The sequence below is a fragment of the Actinomyces sp. Z16 genome (assembly GCF_003111765.1).
Classification (GTDB): Bacteria; Actinomycetota; Actinomycetes; order Actinomycetales; family Actinomycetaceae; genus Actinomyces; species Actinomyces glycerinitolerans.
Map to the genome: position 1 here is coordinate 3085787 of NZ_CP027862.1, position 21693 is coordinate 3107479.

Consider the following 21693-nt stretch of genomic DNA (forward strand, 5'->3'; position numbering starts at 1 on the left):
GTGGTTGTGTTGATCTTGGCGCTCGTCGTGGCGGGGGTTGCTGGTGGTGTGTGGTGGCGGGTGTGGGTGGAGGACCCGCTGGAGGCACAGCTGGCCGAACTCGCCAACGACCCGGCCGCCGCCCTGAACTACCTCGCCCCCACAGACACTGACAACGCCCCCACCGACGGCAACAACGGCAACGACAATGACGGCGATGACGATGACTTCAGTGACGGGTGGGTGCCGTCCGATGAGGCCCGAACCCGGTGGGACCAGCTAACCGGACGGCACTGGGGCACCAAGGGCATCACCGCCCTCACCCAGGCCCTCGCAGCCGCCTCATCCCTCAGAACCGACACGGGCGAGGACGGCCAGCGCGCCACCTGGGTTACCGCCCAGGGCATCATCCTCCTGGCCAACCACACCAACCGCCTCACCGACCAGGCCAAGGCCAACACCGGCGTCATCCTGGGCAACTGCCCCACCGAACTCATAGCCCTGGCCCAACGCTTCCCCATAACCAGCACCGGACCCGACAACTACTACGAGGCGTTCCCTATAACAACCGCGGGCACCGACGAACAGACCCTCACCACGGCTACCGCCCACCTACTGTACGAAGTAGCAGACTCAACCGAAGCGGCCTACGAGATCGCCCGCGCCACAACCGCCTACACCGCCGCACGAGCCTCCCAATACATGAACACCCACGGCACCTCAACCGACACCCTGGCCGACTTCTACGCCCGCAACACCGACGCCCTGAACCTACTCACCCTACTAGGCGGCACCACCGACATCACCGACGCGGCCAACGCCGGAGCCGCAGAGCTACAGAAGGCACTGGAGAACGGCACCTCCTCCCAAGGCCGCACCCCCGAGGAGATCCTCGACCAAATCGACAAGCACCGCGACATCCCCACCTACGGAGCCGCCTTCATCGACGCACTAGGCACCGAGGAGTTCCTCACCCTCACCATAGATGCGCAGACCGCGTATAAGAACATCAACCAGTACGGTCACTGGGTGACGCGGAGCGAGGAGGATGACGCTTCATTCGAACGAGTGATCACGACGCTGGGCCACGTGTTTGCGGCCGCTTCCCAGCCGGAGGTGAACAACGAGTCCATGACCAGCGGCCTGAGCCGGGAGGTGGGCGACGTCATCACCACCGACGGCAAGCAGGGCCTGGCCTCTGCGGTGACCGCACTGATGTCCGTGTCGGATACGACTTATGGGACGGACTTCGTGGTCAACCTGGCCAGCGACATGGAGACCACCGACAACACCCCAATGAACCTGGGAAACCTTTCTGCGGCCCGTACCGGCGAATATCTCGAGGGCTATGCAGCTGACGCGATGGCGGGGCCGCTCTTCGCCATGAGCCGCAACCTGGAGGCTGCCGACAAGTACTTCACGCCTACCCTGGTCAACCCGCCGATCGTGATTGATGAGGATGGCAACGCGACCAACCCGATCACCGACTACGACCCGAACATCTCGTTCACCACCCGGGACGGCCGCACCATCACCGCACAGGAGCGCACCGACCTGCTCTTCTCCCGGACCTGGGTGCGCGACAACGAGGAGGCACTCACAGCCGCTTATGCGGCGGTGTCAAGCCAGCGCGGGAGCACCGACGGCGCCCTTGACGGGCGGGCGACCTGGGCGTGCGGCCAGGCGCTGGAGTACTTCGGCAGCCATGAATTCTCCAAGTCTTCTGAGCGGACCAAGGTCAACCTCGGTGTGTTCACCGGCAACCACGCCGCCGAGATCACCGGTATGGCCATCTTGGAGGATGCGGACCGCCAGTACGGCTACGTCACCGCCAACGACTACGCCCACGATGCCGAGTCCAAGCGCAGGGCGTTGAAGCATGTGGTCGCGTCCTTCGCGGACTCCGACGACGCGGTGTCCGCGGCCGGGCAGGGGATCGCAAACTACACCGAGCGGGCCGCGCACGCCGAGGCCGCAGAGGACCTCCCCGCAGACGGATCGACCCCGACCCCCGAGCAGGTGACCTTGGCGCAGACGCGCATGACCGGCACCTATACCAATGGGCGCACGGCAGCTGCGTGGGTGGATGCAGTCGCCGACCAGGCCAATGAGCGTTCAAGTACTCGGCGCGACAAGGAGCGGGCGCAGGCCGGCGCGGCCTTCGCCATCGTGGGCGCGATCCCCGAACCGGCCGCCGCAGCCGTGTCCGCCGTGGGCTCCACCGGACTGTCACTGTGGGAGGCGGTGTCCAACGACACCGTGACCGCCCTGCAGATCGACGCGACCGGTTACAACGCCAGCATTACCGAGGTCGCCGTCCAACACGGGCTCGTAGACGAAAGCTACTTCCCCAGCGCCGATAACCCGCAGTCCTGGTACGACCCGGAAACCAAGACCATCACCATCACCGATGACACCCAGAAGGAACAGTTCCAGCAGTGGTGGGCCACCAACGGTGACGACATCGGCCTGTCCGGCGACCTCATGAACCTCAGCCTGAGAGCAGTCACTCCCCAGGAAACCTAGCTGCCCGAAGACTAATAACACAACCAACCACCAGCACCGGTAACACACAGCCATGAGCTCACCCACCACAGACAACAACGCCACCATCCAAGACCCTGATACAAGCACGAGTAGTCCGAGACGACGCTGGCTGGCAATCGTGCTCACCATCACGGTCCTGTGCGCCGGGGCCCTGGCCTGGTGGCGCCCCTGGGAACATGAGGAGGAGGTACTGCCACCGCCGGAGGCCGTATGCCAGGACGTCTACAACACTGCCGAGTTCGACCGAATCCTTGACAGCCACATCGGAAGCGACCATGTACTCGCCTATGGGGGCTGGAATAGGCGTTGCACTGTTTCGTCGGGCATGCCGACGGCCACGGACGCCAGAGGCTACGAAATGTACGGCACCATCGCGTTCATCGAATACTGGCACGACAATGAGTACGACGCGGGCAACGGTTACAAGTGGACCGATGAGACCATGGCCGCGGACACCGACAACGGAGTCCAGAAACTCAACACCCCCGAACTAGAGGGCAACACCTACCTCTGGGTAATGCAATCTGGCCAAAGCAACTATGTGCACGGTATCTGGTTCGGAGACGGCTTCACAATAGCAGCGGTCATTCCCCATCCAGAGAATAACCTAGACGGCCCCAAAACCACCCAGGAGGCCATGGCCGTCATGCCCGAGCTGCTGACGTACGTCGTCATCCAAGCTCAGGAACACCACGCCATTCCAAACCCCAAGCTCAGCAAGACCCCTGTAAGCGAACCGACCGACACGGCGGATACACCCGCCACGGACTCGGCAGCCATCAGAAACCAGCCCACCAGCACCCCGTCCGCATCCTGACCCATGGAATCCACCACTCCCGCACCCGCCCCGAGCGCTCCCCTCCCGGAGTCCGACCACCGACCTACCCGCGGCGCTCGGCGTCGCGTCGTTGTGGTTGTGTTGATCTTGGCGCTCGTCGTGGCGGGGGTTGCTGGTGGTGTGTGGTGGCGGGTGTGGGTGGAGGACCCGCTGGAGGCACAGCTGGCCGAACTCGCCAACGACCCGGCCGCCGCCCTGAACTACCTCGCCCCCACAGACACTGACAACGCCCCCACCGACGGCAACAACGGCAACGACAATGACGGCGATGACGATGACTTCAGTGACGGGTGGGTGCCGTCCGATGAGGCCCGAACCCGGTGGGACCAGCTAACCGGACGGCACTGGGGCACCAAGGGCATCACCGCCCTCACCCAGGCCCTCGCAGCCGCCTCATCCCTCAGAACCGACACGGGCGAGGACGGCCAGCGCGCCACCTGGGTTACCGCCCAGGGCATCATCCTCCTGGCCAACCACACCAACCGCCTCACCGACCAGGCCAAGGCCAACACCGGCGTCATCCTGGGCAACTGCCCCACCGAACTCATAGCCCTGGCCCAACGCTTCCCCATAACCAGCACCGGACCCGACAACTACTACGAGGCGTTCCCTATAACAACCGCGGGCACCGACGAGCAGGTCGCCACCTCGTCCCTTGCACGACTGGTCTATGTGGTCTCAACCTCAAAGGAGGCGAGTTACGAGATCGCCCGTGCCACGACCGCGTATACGGCAGCACATGCCTCCCAGTACATGAACACCCACGGCGCCTCAACCGACACCCTGGCCGACTTCTACGCCCGCAACACCGACGCCCTGAACCTACTCACCCTACTAGGCGGCACCACCGACATCACCGACGCGGCCAACGCCGGAGCCGCAGCCTCCACCGACCTGTTAACCATCACCACCAACACCAACGACCAACACACCATCACCCACACCCCCACAACCACACCCCAGCCCAACCCCACCATCCCCACAGGCACCCCCGGCCTACCCGCACCCATCTACACCAACGCGTTCAACGCAGGCCTCATCAACAACCCACCAGACCCCAACACCGCCACCTGGTACGCCACAGACACCAACGGCGCCCACCACGTTATATTGGAAACTAACGAACAGCAAAGGAACTTCTACACCTGGGTAACCGACGGATCCGGAAACAGCCTCGACGTCAAACACGTCATGAACCGAATCGGTATTAACGGCAATCCAGAAAGATGGCGCACCACCGACGATTTTAAGGAATACTACGGTGGTGACGACTGGTGAAACACACCGACACCGCCCCACGAAGCCGGGAAATCAGGCCAATACAACGCTGGCTGGCAATCGTGCTCACCATCACGGTCCTGTGCGCCGGGGCCCTGGCCTGGTGGCGCCCATGGGACCAGCCGGAGGAGATGCCGGTGCCGCCGGAGGCCGTATGCCAGGACGTCTACAACACCGCCGAGCTCGACCGAATCCTTGGCAGCAGTATCGGCAGCTCCACGATACAGAGCTACGGCGGTTGGGATAGGCGTTGTACTGTTTCGTCGGGCAGGCCACCGGCTACGGATGCCAGAGGCTACGAAATGTATGGCACCATCGCGTTCATCGAATACTGGCACGACAATGAGTACGACGCCGGAAACGGTTACAAGTGGACCGATGAGACCATGGCGGCGGACACCGACAACGGCGTTCAGAAACTCGACATCCCCGAACTGGAGGGCAACAGCTACCTCTGGGTAATGCAGATCGGCTCGGAGAACTATGTGCATGGCATCTGGTTCGGGAACGGCTTCACCATTGCCGTCGTCCTGGGCGACCCAGGAGGCAGCCTTGACGGCCCCAAAACCACCCAGGAGGCTATGGATGTCATGCCCGAGCTGCTGACCTACGTCGGCACCCAAGCGCAGGAACACCACGCCATCCCAAACCCAAGCAAGTCCCCCACCGGCGAACCGACCGCGACGGCGGAAACGCCCACAACGGAACCAACGGCAACCAGCACCCCATCCGCATCCTGACCCATGGAATCCACCACTCCCGCACCCGCACCGGACACTCCCCTCCCGGAATCCGCCCACGACGCTCGGAACCGCGCCATCGTGATCGCGCTGGTCTTGGCGCTCGTCGCAACTGGTATCGTCGGCTTGTGGTGGCGTCCCTGGGATCAACCGGAGGAGATGCCGGTGCCGCCGGAGGCCGTATGCCAGGACGTCTACAACACCGCCGAGCTCGACCGAATCCTTGACAGCCACATCGGAAGCGACCATGTACTCGCCTATGGGGGCTGGAATAGGCGTTGCACTGTTTCGTCGGGCATGCCGACGGCCACGGACGCCAGAGGCTACGAAATGTACGGCACCATCGCGTTCATCGAATACTGGCACGACGACGAGTACGACGCCGGAAACGGTTACAAGTGGACCGATGAGACCATGGCCGCGGACACCGACAACGGAGTCCAGAAACTCAACACCCCCGAACTAGAGGGCAACACCTACCTCTGGGTAATGCAATCTGGCCAAAGCAACTATGTGCACGGTATCTGGTTCGGAGACGGCTTCACAATAGCAGCGGTCATTCCCCATCCAGAGAATAACCTAGACGGCCCCAAAACCACCCAGGAGGCCATGGCCGTCATGCCCGAGCTGCTGACGTACGTCGTCATCCAAGCTCAGGAACACCACGCCATTCCAAACCCCAACCCCAGCCAAGACCCCGGCACCCCCGAAACCTCTGACGCCGTCAATACTCCTGCCGCGGCCCCGATGACCGCCAACGACCAACCCACCAGCACCCCGTCCGCATAATGACACAAGCGCAAGCGATCCACAGCTACCTTCGGTACGACAAGTAGAGATTAGCCGGCGCCTTATGGTTGTTTGGTGGGTATGGTGTTTAGGGCCTGGATCTCCGCCACCGGGATGCTGGTGGTCGTGGACGTGGTATGCGTGTCCATGGTTCCGGCGGCGCCGTCGGTGGCCGTGTAGGTGATCGCGTAGGACACTTTGATGTCTACCGGAGTCACACCGTCCTTGAAGTGCGCACTGGACCGGTCGAACACGATCAGGCAGTCCGTACCCTTGGCGTCATTGTCCTCACTCCAGGGGATGCCGAAGCCGGTGCACGTGGCAGTGCCATCCTTAGGCTGAAGGGTCAGCATCGAGGCCGTGGCGGTGATCGTGGCGGTGGTAGACCCCGCCGTAGCCGTCACCTGCACCTCCTTGGGGGTATCACCCGTGGCCCACACCCAGGTATCCATACCCACAATCGTGGCCCCCACATCCCCAACCATCGGGTTATACGAGATCGTCGCCGTAGGGATCGTCACCGCATCCCAGGCGGCCTGCGCCAACGTCGCCCCATCCACCTCCGGAACGGGAGCAGACTCGCCTGCGGGAACCCACACCGGGCTATTTTCCGCATAGTACGCCTCAGCGATATCGCCAATGCTGCGCTCGTCATCGTCGGCCATATACTTCGACGAGCACGTCGGCATATACCAGCGCCCTTCCGTGTCATCCGCGTGCAACCGGTAGTCGGGGTAGTCTAGTTTCTGCTCCTCCACACTCTTCCCATCAAAGTTCAAGTTCCGGGTATCCTCGTCCGCCTCACCGGAGTCGAACCACTCAGCCACCTCCGCCCCCGTACTGCCCTCCTGGTACCAGCACACCGGATGCACCGCAGCCGTCACCGACTGCGACGACACCGTAGCGCCACCCGAACCAGACCCGTCCGCAGCAGCCGACACAGACTCCACCTCCACACTCATCGTCACCGAACCATCCCCGCCAGATGACACCGAACCAGATGACAAACCAGTGTCATTATTCCCGATACCTTTAGCCTGCGCAGGGGCCACAACAGAGGCCAGGCTGATAACTAACGCCATCACAGCCGCCGAAACACGTCTATCGATCATCATAACTCACACCGCACACTCATTAGTGGATAGAGTCTGTTCGCCTGACACTTTCCAGGTTCCATCCTCATTGATCATAGTGATTAGCGTTTCATAGCGCCCTTGGAGGACTTCAGGGTTACTGACATCATTACCCTGAGCATCGTAGGCGGTCAGCGCCGATTGGTCCCCACAAGTGACAACTTCCGCCTGAGCGTTCTTAGAATATGGCGATGTTATGAGTACGGAAGCAATCGCAATCCTCAGTCCACCCTCAACGATCTCTCCACTAGAAGCTTCGTAATTGTTTACGATTATCTGATATTCTTCGTCGGTGGTGAGTGGTTCGGCGTTTTCTACGCCGGTGCCGGTGAACCAGATGTTCCAGGTGACCTGGTCGTAGTTGACGAAGGCCTTCAGGACTTCAGTCTGCTGCTCATCCAGATCCTCGGGGATGGAGGTAACTTCGTAGCGCTCGGTGGACAGCGACTCCGCCGTCACCACACCCGCAGCCTCCGCGGAAGCAGCAGCCGCGGACTCAGACGCCTCCGCCGACGCCGCAGCCTCCGGATCATAGGTGGGGATACCCAAGGGGTTGTCGTCCGACTCAGACGAACACGCCACCACCGGCGCACAGGCCAGCAGCAGCGCCGCCGCACCAACAGCGGCACGGCGCAACCTTGGAGAACCGGGCAGGAAACCAAGCATGACCAACTCCTCCGCGGGCCCTCACAGGTCGCACTCGCAATCAACGTCATCAGGATGTTATAGAGTCTCACACGCCCGTAGATCACACGCAAGCAACAACGGCGGCAGGCACACGCCCCAGCACCCTTGACACTCGCCCGGGACCGGACTAGCGTTGCCGATGTTGAAACGGTTCACACCGTTGGCGCCGCGAAACCAGCGGCGCAAGACTCGAACAAGGACGTTCCATGACCGACTCCCCCAGCGCCGACGCCTCCACCGCGGGCACCTCCGCGCAGGCAGCCCTCACCGAGCTGCTGAGCACGACCACCGCCCGCTCCCCTCACCGCTGCTGCTTCCTGCTGCACGTACGTCCGGACCGGCTCACCGAGTACGTCGAGGTCCACCAGCACGTGTGGGAGGAGATGCGCCAGGCCCTGACTCGCTGCGGATGGCGCAACTACTCGCTGTTCCTGCGCCCCGAGGACGGGCTCGTCGTCGGCTACTTCGAATCCGACGACGTCGACGCCGCCCAGTCCGCCATGAGCGACGAAGAGGTCAACACCCGCTGGCAGAAGGAGATGGCCCAGTACTTCGTCCAGCCCGACGGCGGCACCAACGAGATCCTGCCCCAGTACTTCTACCTTCCCTGACGCCCCCGCCCGCCCCCGTCCCCCACGATTCAAGGAGGAACCCGTGGCACGCAAGCCACTAACCGGCTGGAAGGCGACCGCCGCCGTCTCCATGTCGAACTACATCGACTCCGGCTCCATCATCGCCATCGCCACCTCGCTCGGCTTCTGGAGCGCCGCCTACTTCCCCGACGACGACGGCACCATCGCGGGTCTGCTCGCCGCCTTCAGCTCCAACGCCTTCGGCGCCGCCATCGGCGCCCTGATCGGCGGCCCGCTGTGCGACAAGTACGGGCGCAAGTTCATCTACACCTATGACCTGCTGCTGTATGCGCTCGGCGGCCTGATCGTCGTCTTCACCGCCAACCTGCCGATGCTGTTCACCGGCTTCGTCATCATCGGCCTGGCCGTGGGCGCCTCCGTCCCCGCCGGCTGGACCTACATCGCCGAGTTCGCCCCCACCGGGCAGCGCGGCAAGCACATCGGCGCCACGCAGCTGGCCTGGTCCTTCGGCCCGTTCATCGGCTACGGCCTGGCCGCCGCCCTCGCCCCGCTGGGCCTGCTCGGCAGCCGCATCATCTTCGCCCACCTGGTCGTGATCGCCCTGGTCACCTGGTACATCCGGCAGGGGCTGGAGGAGTCCGAGACCTGGCAGAACGCCAAGGGCGGCGCCCAGGCCAAGCCGCCGTCGATGTGGGCCGCCTTCCGCAAGCTGTTCAACCGTCGCGTGAACATCACCGCCCTCATCTTCCTGGCCGTCATCTACACCTGCTGGAACCAGGCCGCCTCCCAGAACGGCATCTTCCTGCCCACGATCCTCAGCTCCATGGGCTACGAGACCCTCCAGACCGACCTGTTCTCCATGCTGTCATGGGGCTTCGTCATCGTCTCCACCTTCGTCTTCATGAACCTGGTGGACCGCGTCCCCTACCGGTGGCACTTCCTGGTAGGCGGGCTGGCGGCCATCGTCTCCTGGATCATCCTGGTCTTCGGTCCCTCCGACGCCGCCTGGACCGCCTTCGGCTACACCATCGTGTGGGGCCTGTCCGCCGGCCCGTCCGCCCAGGCCTTCTACTCGGTGTGGTCCCCCGAGCTGTTCGCCACCCCGTACCGCTCGGCCGCTCAGGGCATCGTGTTCTTCGCGGTTCGCCTGGCCTCCGGCCTGATCTCACTGATCTTCCCGGTCATCCTCAAGTGGGAGGGCGGCCTGGTCGTCGACGGCCTGATCCTCATCGGCTTCCTCGTCGTCTCCACCCTGGTGGGCACCATCGGCGCCCCCAAGACCCAGGGCAAGTCCCTGGAGGAGATCGAGTTGGAACGCTACGGCGAGCGCGTCACCAACGCCAACGCCTGATCACCCATGGCCCGGTCCACCGGCCGGGGCCGCAACAACCCATCACCATCCGAACCAACACATTCAAGAAACGGAGAGAAACCATGACCGCATCGGTCCCCTCGCTGTCCGACCTCAGTGCCGAGGCCCGTGGTCTGCTTGAAACCCAGACCATCGAGCTGCCCAGCTGGGCCTTCGGCAACTCCGGCACCCGCTTCCGCGTGTTCACCACCGCCGGCGTACCCCGCGACCCCTACGAGAAGATCGACGACGTCGCCCAGGTCAACAAGTACACCGGCGTCACCCCCCGGGTCTCCCTGCACATTCCGTGGGACAAGGTGGACGACTACGAGACGCTGCGCAAGCACGCCGAGGACCAGGGCGTCACCATCGGCAACATCAACTCCAACGTCTTCCAGGACGAGGACTACAAGCTCGGCTCCCTGACCAACTCCAATGAGCGCATCCGCCGCAAGGCAATCGACCACCACCTGGAGTGCATCGACATCATGCGCGCCACCGGCTCGCCGGCCCTGAAGATCTGGCTCGCCGACGGCACCAACTACCCCGGCCAGGACTCCATCCGCGCCCGCCAGGATCGCCTGGCGGACTCCCTGGCGGAGATCTACGCCGCCCTCGACGACGACCAGGAACTGGTGCTGGAGTACAAGTTCTTCGAGCCGGCCTTCTACCACACCGACGTGCCGGACTGGGGCACCAGCCTCGTACACTGCCTGGCACTGGGAGACCGCGCCAAGGTCGTGCTCGACACCGGCCACCACGCCCCCGGCACCAACATCGAGTTCATCGTCGCCCAGCTGCTACGGCTGGGCCGCCTGGGCGCCTTCGACTTCAACTCGCGCTTCTACGCCGACGACGACCTGATCGTGGGTGCAGCCGACCCCTACCAGCTGTTCCGCATCATGAACGAGATCGTCTCGGCCGGGGCACTCGCCCCCGACTCCGGTGTCAACTTCATGCTCGACCAGTGCCACAACCTGGAGGAGAAGATTCCCGGCGAAATTCGTTCGGCCACCAACGTGCAGGAGGCGACCGCCAAGGCGCTCCTGGTGGACCGCGAGGCCCTCGACCAGGCGCAGCGCGCCGGCGATGTCCTGGCCGCCAACGACATCCTGGTTGACGCCTACAACACCGACGTGCGCCCGCTGCTGGCGGAGCTGCGCGAGTCCCAGGGACTGGCCCCCGACCCGATGAAGGCCTTCATCGAGTCCGGCTACCTGGACAAGATCCGCTCCGAGCGTGTCGGCGGCACCGCCGCCGGCTGGGGAGCCTGAGAGAGGTGCCGACCATGACCAACGCCCACCCCATCCACGTCGGGGCCGTCGACCTGGGCGCCTCCTCCGGGCGCGTCATGGTCGGCACCATCGCCGACGGCCGCATCGAACTGACCGAGACGCGCCGCTTCGCCAACGGGCCCATTCCCCTGCCGGGACCCGGCGGCGAGCGCCTGTACTGGGACGTGCTGCACCTGTGGGACGAGATCCGCCAGGGTCTGCTCGCCGCCGTGCGCGACGTCGGCCCGCTGTCGGCCGTCGGCATCGACACCTGGGGCGTCGACTACGGACTGCTCGGCCCCAGCGGCCTGTTGTCCGGACAGGTGAGTGCCTATCGCTGTCCCCGCACGCGGGGCGTGCCCGAGGAGGTCTTCGCGGCCATCCCCGCCCCCGAGATGTATTCGGTCAACGGCCTGCAGGTGCAGGACTTCAACACGCTCTTCCAGCTGGTGGCCGAGTCCCGCGACGGCGGCCTGCCCCGTGCCACACCGGCCGACGGGGGCGTCGTCTCGGCCGCAGGCGCAGGCTCCGCCCAGCGCACCATGCTGCTGTTGCCGGACCTGTTCACCTATTGGCTCACCGGCAGGCCGGTCGCCGAGATCACCAACGCCTCCACCACCGGCCTGGTCGACGCCCGGGAGCGCGCCTGGTCCGCGCCACTGCTTGAGCGGCTGCACACCGAGCTCGGTGTGGACCTGGACGGCGTGCTGCCGGAGGTCGTGGAGGCCGGCACCGTCGTCGGGCCGGTACGCCGCGACGTCGTCGATGTCTTCGACCCTGACGGTCGCCCGACGCCGGTGGTCGCCGTCGGCTCCCACGACACCGCCTCCGCGGTCGCCGCCGTGCCCGCGGCCGGAAGCGACTTCGCCTACATCTCCTGCGGCACCTGGTCGCTGGTCGGACTCGAGCTGGACGCACCGGTGCTCACCGAGGCATCTCGGGCCGCCAACTTCACCAACGAGCTCGGCGTGGACGGTACGGTCCGCTACCTGAAGAACGTCATGGGGCTGTGGGTGTTCAACGAGGCCGTGCGCACCTGGCGCGAGCAGGGCCTGGAGCTGTCCTACCGGGAGCTCGATGCGGCCGCCGAGGCCGCCGACCCGCTGCGCACCGTCGTCGACATCAACGATCCGGTCTTCTTCAATCCCGGCGACATGGCCGCCCGCATCGACGACTTCGCCATCCGCACCGGCCAGCCGCGCCCGCGCAGTGTGGGCGAGTACGTGCGCTGCATCGACGACTCCCTGGCTCTGGCCTACCGGCGCGCGATGCGTGAGGCGAGCGAGCTGTCCGGCAAACGCGTCGGCGTGCTGCACATGGTCGGCGGCGGCATCAGCAACCGGCTGTTGTGTCAACTGGCCGCCGACGCCACCGGGTTGAAGGTGGTGGCCGGGCCCGCCGAGGGCACCGCTCTGGGCAACATCGTCGTCGCCGCCCGCGGCGCGGGGCTGATCGAAGGCGACCTGACCGCACTGCGAAAGCTGGTGGGCGCCTCCTGCGACATCACCGAGTACGCCCCCGACCCGGCCGCGGCCGCCGGGTGGGACGCCGCCGAGCGGCAGCTATTCGGCTAAACCACACCCCGCCCGCGCCCCACGCACCATCCGCCAACTACACGGAGAAGACCCATGACCGACGCTCCCGGCGTCGCCCCGCCCACGCCGCAGCCCACCACTACCCGCGACGGCGTGCCCGTCGCCCCGCTGGCGGGCGGCTTCCTACCGCCCTACGCCGAGCGAGTGCACCTGATCGCCGACTTCCCGGCCCCGAGCGCCGAGGATCTGGCCGCCGCCGACCCCGCCGCGACCGCCGGGGCGCCCTTCGCCGCGGAGGCCCTGACAGCCATGGAGGCGTGGGAAGCGCCCTTCGGGGAGCCGGAGCCCACTCACACGCTCGTCGAGGACCGCGAGCTGCCGGGCCCGCACGGGCCGATACCGGTGCGCATCTACCGCCCCGAACCCGGCTGGGCCCCGCCCACACCCTCTCCGGCCACGGAATCGGGCCTGCGCGCCGGACTGGTGTGGTACCACGGCGGCGCCTTCATGGGCGGCGACCTGGACATGCCCGAGGCCGACGCCGTCGCCCGCGGCCTGGCCACCCGCACCGGGGCGAGCGTCGTCTCGGTCTTCTACCGGCTGTGCACCGGCGGCGTTCACTACCCGGTCCCGCACGACGACGCCTACGCCGCCTACCAGTGGGTGCGCGGGCACGCCGCCGAGTTCGGCATCGACGCCGCTCGCATCGCCGTCGGCGGTGCGAGCGCGGGCGGGAACCTGGCCGCCGGGGTGACGCTGCACGGCATCGACGACGACGCCGCCCCCTGGCAGGCGCTACTCGCCTACCCGGTGGCGCACGGCGGGCACTGGCCCACCCCCAGCGAGGAACTGGCCGCCCGCCTGGAGCAGATGCCGCAGATCCTGCGCTTCCCCACCGACATGATGGCGGCGATGAACACCAACTACCTCGGCGCCCCACTCGACGCCGGCGCGGGCGCACCCGCCTATGCCTTCCCCGGGGACGTGGTCGATGCCGCCCGCCTGGCGGGCTGGCCTGCCACCTACATCGAGAACTGCGAGAACGACGACCTGCGCGCCTCCGGTGAGGCCTTTGCCCGCCAGCTGCGGCAGGCGGGGGCCGACGTCGAGGTGCTCACCTGCGCGGGCGTGCCCCACGGGCACCTCAACGCCGTCGGCTCGCCGCTGACCGCCGCCAGCTTGGACCGCTTCGCCGCAAGGCTGACCCGCCCGGTCTGAAACGGCCACCCCCGACGGGGTACGAGCGCCCCGCCGCACTCATCCACAATCTTCCAAGAACACCGATCGGAAAGGACAACCACCGTGACCACCATGCCCCTGTCAGAGATCCTCGCCCAGATGGGCGCCGCCGGACGCCGCCTTGACCACATGGGCGCCGTCGAGGCCGGCGCCGGCAACATCTCCGTGTCCATCAATGCCACGGCCGAACAACTGGCCCTGACCGACCGCTTCCCGCAGGTCGCCCCCGGCACCGAGCTGCCCCTGCCCGCCCCGGCGCTGGCCGGCCGCACCGTACTGGTGACCGGCTCGGGCTGCCGCCTGCGCGACGTCGCCGCATCCCCGGAGGCGAACGTATCCGCCTTCGTCGTGGACGAGGGCGGCGTCACCGGCACCTGGTACACCCACCCCGACCGCGCCTACGTGCGCCCCACCAGCGAGTTCAACTCCCACCTGGCGGTCCACAACGACCAGGTGGCTCAGCGCGGTGTGGACTTCCAGGCCGTCATCCACGCCCAGCCGCCCTACCTGGTCCAGCTCTCCCACATCAAGGACATCCGCAACACCGCGGACTTCAACCGCCGCATCCTGCGCTGGGAGCCGGAGACGATCGTGCAGCTGCCCCAGGGCATTGAGGTGCTCGACTTCATGGTGCCCGGGTCGGCCACCCTCATGGAGAACAATGTGCGCGCCCTGCGCGACCACGTGATCGTGCTGTGGTCCAAGCACGGCATCATGGTGCGCTCCGACGTCGCCCCCCTGGCCGCCGTCGACAAGGTCGAATACGCCGAGACCGGCGCCATGTACGAGGTCCGCAACATCATGGCCGGCGGCCTGGGCGAGGGCGTCACCGACGCCGAGCTGCACGCCGTCGTCGAGGCCTTCAACGTCGACACCGACCTGTTCTAGCCGCCCCGCCGTCGAGATTATCCGAACTACTTCAAAGGAGAATCCCGTGACCCACCCCGCCGCACTGGAGGCGCTGCGCGCCGCCATCGCGGAGCCGCCCATCGAGTACCGCCCGGAGCTGCGCTGGTGGCTGGCCGAGGGACTGCACACCGACGCCACCATCCGCCGCGAGATCGCCGCAGCCCACCGCCTCGGCTTCGGGGGCATGGAGTTCCTGGCCATGCCCGAGGAGAACATCGACGAGGCCCGCTACGGCTGGGGCAGTGAGGAGTGGACCCACGACTCCCACACGATCGTCGCCGAGACCACCGCCCGCGGCATGTCCTTCTCCTTCACCTCCGGCACCAACTGGTCCAACGCCAACCTGCCCACCATCACCCCGGACGACCCCGCCGCCTCCCAGGAGCTCGACGTCGAGTACGAGCCCGTCCGCGAGCGCCGTGTCGGCCTTCTGCCCCGCATCGACCTGGGCGCCGACCGCGGCGAGGGCGGACTGCCGGGATCCCGGGTGACGCCGAAGCGGCAGCACCTCGTCGCCGTCGTCGCCGCCGCCGTCACCGACTCCGGCCCAACAGCCTCCGGACTCAGCACACCCGCCTCCGACGGTGCCGCAACCCTGGCCGGGGCCGACGGTGCGGCGGGTACGACCACCGTCCAAGCACTCACACCGGTTATCGACGTCGGCACCCTCACCGACCTGACACCCCTCGTCACCGGCGACGAGGGTGCCGAGGCACTGGACTGGAGCGCCCCGGACGCACGCGACTGGCGACTGTTCGTCTTCTGGATGCACGGGACCGGGCAGACCGCGAGCCCGTCGGCGTCCGTCAACTACACGGTCAACTACCTGGATCGTGACGGCGTCGACGCCGTAATCGACTACTGGCGCGAGGTCGTCCTCACCGACGCCCTCAAGGCGGATATCGCCCGCAATCCCCGCGCTCAGATGTACATGGACTCCTTGGAACTGAACACCTGGGGCGAGGGCGGCATGTTCTGGGGGCGCTGCGTGGCCGAGGAGTTCCGCGCCCGCCGCGGCTACGACATCACCCCCTGGCTGCCCCTGCTGGTGCGCTCCGCACCGCTGATGGCGGTGTCCACCCGGTACCGCTTCGAACCCGACGCCGCACACGCCATCGAAGTCGCCAAGGTCCGCCACGACTACGTGGCCACCCTTACCGACCTGTACATCGAGCACATGCTCCAGCCCTTCGCCGATTTCCTGCACGAGCAGGGCATCGCGTTGCGCGCCGAGATCTCCTATGGGCTGCCCTTCGAGCTGACCCGCCCGGGCGTGGCCGTGGACGGCATTGAGACCGAGTCCCTGGAGTTCGGCTCCCAGATCGACGCCTACCGGCTCATGGCGGGGCCGGCGCACCTACTGGGCAAGCAGTACTCCTCGGAGACCGGGGCGACCACCCGCAACCACATGCTGCCCCACCGCTTCTACGACCAGATCATCAACACGCAGCTGGCGGCCGGCATCACCAAGACCGTCCTGCACGGCTGGTCCAGTCCCGCCGGCGCCGAGGGCAGCACCGAGTGGCCCGGCCATGAGGGCATGCTGCCCATGTTCTCCGAACGCTTCGACACGCGCCAGCCCGCCGCCGAGTTCTATCCGCTGTGGAACCGGGCCGTCGGGCGCGTGCAGCAGGTGCTGCGTCGGGGCCGTCCGCGCATCGACGTGGGCATTCTGCGCACCGACCACTTCACCGACAACTCCTCCGGCATGATGTTCTACGACGGCGAGCGCCGCATTCCGGACGAGGTCGCCTACGGGCGCATGTGGATGCGCGACCGCCAGAACCACTGGTGGCGTGACCTGGGTATGCAGGACGCCGGCTGGGGGTACGAGTTCTTCGACGGCTCGCTGCTGCTGCGCGACGACGTGGTCTTCGCCGACGGCGTCGTTCAGCCGGACGGGCCCGGCTACCAGGCCCTCATCGTCTACCAGGAGGCGCTCGACGCCGACGTCGCCGCCCGGCTGCTCGAATGGGCGCGCGCGGGCCTGCGGGTGCTGATCGTCAACGGGGCCAGCGAGCTCAAGCGCCTGGAGACGGGCGAGTACTTCCACTACGGGGCCGCGGCCGCCCGCACGCCCGGACTGGACGGGCGCGACGCGGAGCTGGCCGCGACCATGGCGGCGCTGAAGGTGCTGCCGAGCGTCGCCGAGGTGGATGAGCCCGCCCGCGCCGTGGAGGCGCTACGAGCGCTGGGGGTGATCGGCTACCACGAGTTCGCCGTCCCGAATCAGAACGTGCTCGCCTACGAGCGCATCGACGGGGACCTGACCCATGTGTACGTCTACCACTTCCTGTACGAGACCGAGGCGCCCACCCGCGTGAATATCAAGATTCCCGGCGCCGGCATCGCCTACCAACTGGACCAGTGGAGCGGCCGATTCCGCGAGCTGGGTGACGCTCACACCGAGCCGATCGGCCCCGGTCACTCCGATGTCACCGTCGTCCCAGTCCGCCTACGCCCGGGCGAGGCCGCCGTCATCACGCTCGACCGCTCGGCCGGGTACTCCCTGGGCGAGTCCGCAACTGCACCCGCAATCGTCGCCGAGCTCTCCGACTGGGACATCACGGTGGAGTCCTGGGACGCCGGCGAAGCCCAGCTGATCGAGGAGGACCGCGGCCTGGGTTACGCGACCCGCGAGGTGCTCCCCACCACCGCCGTCACCCGTCTGCGGGCCAACGGTACCGCCCTGGCACCATGGAAGGACTTGGACGGCGTCGGCCCGGAGGTCTCCGGCGTGGGCGAGTACCGCACCACGCTCAGGCTTGACGTGGTGCCGGACGGGCGTCCGGTGCTCGATCTTGGCGACGTCTGCGGCGGCCTGGGGTCGGTGAGTATCAACGGCGGCGCACCGATCGGTTTCGACACCTCGGCGCCCCGTGTGGACGTGACCGGCCTGCTGCGCACGGGCAGCAACGACGTCGTCGTGCGCGTGTCCTCCTCGCTTTCCAACCGCCTCAAGGCCCGCGGCTACTACGAACGGATTCCCGACGTTTCCGCGCTGCTCAGTGGTCTGCCGTACCGGCCGCACCATGTGCCGGTGCGTGACTACGGCCTGACCGGCCCGGTCCGCCTGCTAGTCGAGAACTGAGGCTCGCGCGGCGTTCCCCCTGCACGTCGGGGCGACACACACCAATACTCCCCGACGCCGCCACTTCCACCGATCTCGGCGAGTCAGGGGGTCGGGGAAGCGGGTGCGGGCACAGTGGCACGCTCGACCACCCGCGCCAGCGTGGTGGGGGCAGCGGGTATCTCTGTCCCATCGAGCACTGCTCGTGCGCGGGCCGCCAGGTACTGCGCGAAGGCCACCATGTCTGGAGCCACCGTGGTCAGCGGCGGGTCGAGGAACCTGCCCAGCACCTCGTCGTCGGCTCCGATCACCGCCAGCTCGTCGGGCACGCGCAGCCCCGCGTTTCTTGCCGCCGCCACCGCCAGGCCCGCGTGCAGATCGTTGAAACAGACCACGGCGTCGACCCCGGCTTGCGACCAGTCGTGCAGAACTCCCGTGAACTCGCCAACCGCATCCTCGTCTAGAGGTCCGACGGCGTACTCGCGCGGGACGGGAAGCCCCTCCTGCTCGCAGGTCGCCAACACGGCCCGCCTGCGGGAAGCGACCAATGGTTCCAGCCCGGGCATCCGGGTGGTCAGGTAGGCGGGGCGACGCAAACCATGAGCCGCCAAATACCGCACCTGTAAGCCCGGCAACTGGCCGAGGACCAGATCGGAGAGCGGATCGCCCCGCCCGTCACGATCCACCAAGGCCGCACCCACCGCGGCGACCACGTCCGTCTCGTCCTTGTTCAGGCCCGCCGGGGCGATGACGAGTGCAGGATCCACGTGTTTGAGCACGTCGGCGATGGGCGTGTCCGAACCGCAAGACAGGAGGGTCATCCCCCAGGAGTGAACCTCGCGGGCCAGGGCGTCGCGCAGCAGTCCGGCCAGGGAGCCCAACGGAAGCACCTCTTGGCCCGCCGACGGGATACGTCCCGAATCACGCAGTAGCACCACCCGAGAACGCCCCGAGCCGAGTGCGGCCCCTGTAGCCGACGGGACATAGCCGAGTTCGCGGGCCGCTCGGAGCACCCGCTGCCGTGTCTGTTCGGAGATGCTCTTGTCCGCACGGCGGTTGAGGACGTAGCTGACGGTGGCGCGAGAGACGCCGGCACGCCTCGCCACATCACTGCTGAGCACCCGGGCCATCCGTGCCTCCATCTGTTTGCGGGAGTTCGCGCCGACGCGTCGGGATGCCGTGGCCGCCCGCGGGATTGACAGTACACCTGGGCGCCCTGTTCGGGAGATCACACTTGCGGCGGCGCGACAGACACCCTATCGTAGGCCCCGAGGTTACCCGTGTAACCTGCTGTCAACAGTCAGATTGGACCGAATCAATGGATGATTCCTCCACGGTCGGCGCGCCCGCATTCGTCGCTGAGCCCGTCAGCCCCCACGTGACGCGCATACGCGGCCCCTACGACGCACACATGTATCTCGTGACCGGAGATGAGCGGGCACTGCTCATCGACACCGGTTACGGCGTGGGCGACCTGGCCGCCCTCGTCGCCTCGCTGACCGACCTGCCGCTGACGGTCGTGCTGACTCACGGACACGTCGATCACGCCTTCGGCGCCTCGCAGTTCCCGGATGTGCGCATGCACCCCGCCGATCTGCCCGTACTCGCCGAGCATCGGCTCAAGTCCCGCCAGGTTCACGCCGATGCCGCCGCCACCCACGGACACCCCGTGTTTCTGGCTCCGGAGGTGGATCCCTCCCGTATCACCCCATTACATACGGGCGAGCGCCTGGAACTCGGCGGCCTGAGCGTCGCCGTGCTGGCCGCACCGGGCCACACCCCCGGCTCGGTGGCACTGCTGGTGGAGGAGGAGCGGGTGCTCATCACCGGGGACGTCGCCAACCAGTTCACCTTCCTGTTCCTGCCCGAGAGTTCCACGGTCACCGACTACCTCGCGGCGCTGCTGGACCTCAACGCCAGCACCACCGGCGCCTATGACCGCGTGCTCATCTCGCACGGCGCCGGCGAGATCGCCCCGACGGTGCTAGAGGATCTACTGGCTCTGGGCCGTCGAGTCCTGGCGGGAACCGACGACGGCGTCCCCTTCCACTTCGAGGACGTCGACGCCCGCATTGCCCGCGCCGTCACACCCGCCACCGACGACGGACCGCCCGCAGACGATGCCCCCAACCTCGTCTACGACCCGCAACGCCTCTGACTCAACGAGCACACCGTCCCCAAACACAACCCAAATCGACATCGGCGTCGGGCCCGCACCTGGTCCGGCGCCGGCACCAAGCAGTTCAAAGGAGAACGTCACATGTCAGCGTCACTAGCAACACGCCACGACGATCCCGACGCCCGCCTCGGCTGGGTCGAGCGCGTGGGATACGGTTCCGGCCAGTTGGGCATTAACGCCATCAACGGAATTCTCGGCTCGTTCCTGACCGTGTACTTCACGAACGTCGCCTTGCTGGACGCGGCCGTCATCTCCACCATCATCGCCGTCTCCAAACTGTTCGACGGCGTCTCGGACATCATTGTCGGCAGACTGGTCGACCGGACGAAGTCGAGGCTGGGCAAGGCGCGCAGCTGGCTGCTCAGAGTATGCGTCCCGTTCGCCGTGGCGGTCATGCTGCTCTTCCTGGTGCCGCCCAACTGGCCCGGGGCCGTGAAGTACGTGTACGTGTTCGTCATGTACAACGTGGTCAACGCGGTGTTCATGACCTCGATGCTGGTGCCGTTCTACTCGATGATCTCACTGATGACGCGGAACTCCTACGAGCGCGGTCTACTGGGAAACATCCAGCAGATCTTCCAGACCCTCGGCAACGTCATCGTCAACGCCGTGTTCGTATGGTTGCTCGCGCGATTCTCCTCCGACGCCGCGAACCCCAACACCCAGCAGGCCTACACCCTGACCATGCTGTGCTTCTGCGCGGTGATGGTCCTGCTGGCCCTCGTAACCGTCTTCACCACGAAGGAGCGCGTCCACGAGGGCGGAGGGAGCTCCACCAAGGCCGCCGCCTCGGCCGGCGGCGCCGGCTTCTGGGAGAGCGTGAAGGCCCTAGTAACCAACAAGTACTGGGTGATGATGTTCGTGGCGATGCTGGCGATATTCTTCGTGATCATTTTCAACGCCGTGGGCGCCATCTACTACTGCATGTACGTCTTCTACGACATGAGCCAGTACAGCTGGTTGTCCAACTCGATGGCCATTGCACAGTTCGCCATCATGTTCGCCACCCCATTGCTCATGGCCAGATTCGGCAAGGAGAAGATCTACATCGCCGGCATCGGAATCTCGACACTGGGTTATCTGGGGTTCGGTCTGTTCGGCTTCAGCGTTCCCATCATGATCGTCTGCAACATTCTCAAGGGCCTCGGCCTGGGAATGGCCGGCGGCATGGCAATGGGCATCGTCGCCGACACGCTGACTTACGGCCGGCTTCGCACCGGCATTGATGCCGTGGGCATGGGCAACGCGGGCGTATCCGCGGCGCAGAAAATCGGCATGGGGCTGGGAACCGCGGTCTTCGGGTGGGTGCTGTCCGCCTCCGGATTCGACGGCTCCCTGGATCTGGAGGGGCTGCGCCAGCCCGAGTCGGTTACCACCGCCATCCAACTCATGTTCAACTGGATCCCGTTCACAATGTTCCTGCTCGTATTCGTGGCTCTGGCGTTCTCATTCCGCCTCGAACGAGACATTGAGGCGCTGCGCGCCCAGGGCGACGCGCAGGAACCTCTGGCAGCGGGCCGACCCGAGTGAACCCCGCGCCGACCAGCCTGCG

The 21693-nt window shown here is 66.3% G+C and carries 17 protein-coding genes; 14 read left to right on the forward strand and 3 right to left on the reverse strand.

Annotation, left to right across the window (positions count from 1 at the left end):
• The first annotated feature begins 15 nt into the window (after positions 1 to 15).
• The 5 genes from C3B71_RS12905 to C3B71_RS12925 are packed head-to-tail and all read left to right on the forward strand — an operon-like array spanning position 16 to position 6171.
• A complete protein-coding gene (locus tag C3B71_RS12905) occupies positions 16 to 2505 on the forward strand; it encodes a DUF6571 family protein (RefSeq protein WP_159097698.1) in 2490 nt (829 codons plus the stop codon).
• A gap of 52 nt (positions 2506 to 2557) precedes the next feature.
• Positions 2558 to 3343, forward strand: a complete 786-nt coding sequence (locus tag C3B71_RS12910) for a hypothetical protein (RefSeq protein ID WP_159097699.1) — start codon at positions 2558 to 2560, stop codon at positions 3341 to 3343.
• A 3-nt stretch (positions 3344 to 3346) separates the two neighbouring features.
• Positions 3347 to 4642, forward strand: a complete 1296-nt coding sequence (locus C3B71_RS12915) for a DUF6571 family protein (RefSeq protein WP_159097700.1) — start codon at positions 3347 to 3349, stop codon at positions 4640 to 4642.
• Positions 4639 to 5382, forward strand: a complete 744-nt coding sequence (locus tag C3B71_RS15985) for a hypothetical protein (protein WP_146752449.1) — start codon at positions 4639 to 4641, stop codon at positions 5380 to 5382. Before C3B71_RS12915 ends, C3B71_RS15985 begins: the two co-directional genes overlap by 4 nt.
• 3 nt (positions 5383 to 5385) lie before the next feature.
• On the forward strand, positions 5386 to 6171 hold the full coding sequence (locus C3B71_RS12925) for a hypothetical protein (protein WP_108968573.1): 786 nt from the start codon (positions 5386 to 5388) through the stop codon (positions 6169 to 6171).
• A 62-nt stretch (positions 6172 to 6233) separates the two neighbouring features.
• Here C3B71_RS12925 and C3B71_RS16570 read toward each other — a convergent pair whose 3' ends face one another.
• Positions 6234 to 7286: a hypothetical protein gene (locus tag C3B71_RS16570; RefSeq protein WP_234415923.1), complete on the reverse strand. Its 1053-nt coding sequence runs from the start codon at positions 7284 to 7286 to the stop codon at positions 6234 to 6236.
• A gap of 3 nt (positions 7287 to 7289) precedes the next feature.
• A complete protein-coding gene (locus C3B71_RS12935; RefSeq protein ID WP_108968576.1) occupies positions 7290 to 7970 on the reverse strand; it encodes a hypothetical protein in 681 nt (226 codons plus the stop codon).
• Between the two features lie 227 nt (positions 7971 to 8197).
• On the opposite strand from C3B71_RS12935, the gene C3B71_RS12940 reads away from it, so the two are divergent.
• The 7 genes from C3B71_RS12940 to C3B71_RS12970 all read left to right on the forward strand — a co-directional run bounded on the left by C3B71_RS12940 (position 8198) and on the right by C3B71_RS12970 (position 17983).
• Positions 8198 to 8602 (forward strand): L-rhamnose mutarotase, encoded by a 405-nt coding sequence (locus tag C3B71_RS12940; protein ID WP_073329081.1) that lies wholly within the window; start codon positions 8198 to 8200, stop codon positions 8600 to 8602.
• 43 nt (positions 8603 to 8645) lie between these two features.
• Complete coding sequence (locus C3B71_RS12945; protein WP_073329079.1) at positions 8646 to 9935, forward strand: MFS transporter; 1290 nt, start codon at positions 8646 to 8648, stop codon at positions 9933 to 9935.
• 83 nt (positions 9936 to 10018) lie between these two features.
• A complete protein-coding gene (gene rhaI / locus C3B71_RS12950) occupies positions 10019 to 11209 on the forward strand; it encodes an L-rhamnose isomerase (protein WP_108968578.1) in 1191 nt (396 codons plus the stop codon).
• 14 nt (positions 11210 to 11223) lie between these two features.
• The gene (locus C3B71_RS12955) at positions 11224 to 12783 is read left to right on the forward strand and encodes a rhamnulokinase (protein WP_108968580.1); all 1560 of its coding nucleotides are present in this window, start codon (positions 11224 to 11226) and stop codon (positions 12781 to 12783) included.
• Between the two features lie 54 nt (positions 12784 to 12837).
• Positions 12838 to 13962, forward strand: coding sequence for an alpha/beta hydrolase (locus C3B71_RS12960; protein WP_108968582.1), 1125 nt, complete (start codon positions 12838 to 12840; stop codon positions 13960 to 13962).
• Between the two features lie 93 nt (positions 13963 to 14055).
• Positions 14056 to 14871, forward strand: coding sequence for a class II aldolase/adducin family protein (locus C3B71_RS12965; RefSeq protein ID WP_073329344.1), 816 nt, complete (start codon positions 14056 to 14058; stop codon positions 14869 to 14871).
• A gap of 46 nt (positions 14872 to 14917) precedes the next feature.
• Positions 14918 to 17983: a glycosyl hydrolase gene (locus tag C3B71_RS12970; protein WP_234415924.1), complete on the forward strand. Its 3066-nt coding sequence runs from the start codon at positions 14918 to 14920 to the stop codon at positions 17981 to 17983.
• A gap of 83 nt (positions 17984 to 18066) precedes the next feature.
• Here C3B71_RS12970 and C3B71_RS12975 read toward each other — a convergent pair whose 3' ends face one another.
• Positions 18067 to 19092 carry a LacI family DNA-binding transcriptional regulator gene (locus C3B71_RS12975; protein ID WP_159097701.1) on the reverse strand — a complete coding sequence of 342 codons (1026 nt, stop codon included), beginning with the start codon at positions 19090 to 19092 and terminating at the stop codon, positions 18067 to 18069.
• Positions 19093 to 19280: 188 nt separating this feature from the next.
• Here C3B71_RS12975 and C3B71_RS12980 point away from each other — a divergent pair, with 188 nt between their 5' ends.
• Both C3B71_RS12980 and C3B71_RS12985 read left to right on the forward strand, forming a co-directional pair.
• On the forward strand, positions 19281 to 20120 hold the full coding sequence (locus tag C3B71_RS12980) for an MBL fold metallo-hydrolase (RefSeq protein WP_159097702.1): 840 nt from the start codon (positions 19281 to 19283) through the stop codon (positions 20118 to 20120).
• A gap of 102 nt (positions 20121 to 20222) precedes the next feature.
• On the forward strand, positions 20223 to 21671 hold the full coding sequence (locus tag C3B71_RS12985) for an MFS transporter (RefSeq protein WP_108968588.1): 1449 nt from the start codon (positions 20223 to 20225) through the stop codon (positions 21669 to 21671).
• Positions 21672 to 21693 lie beyond the last annotated feature (22 nt).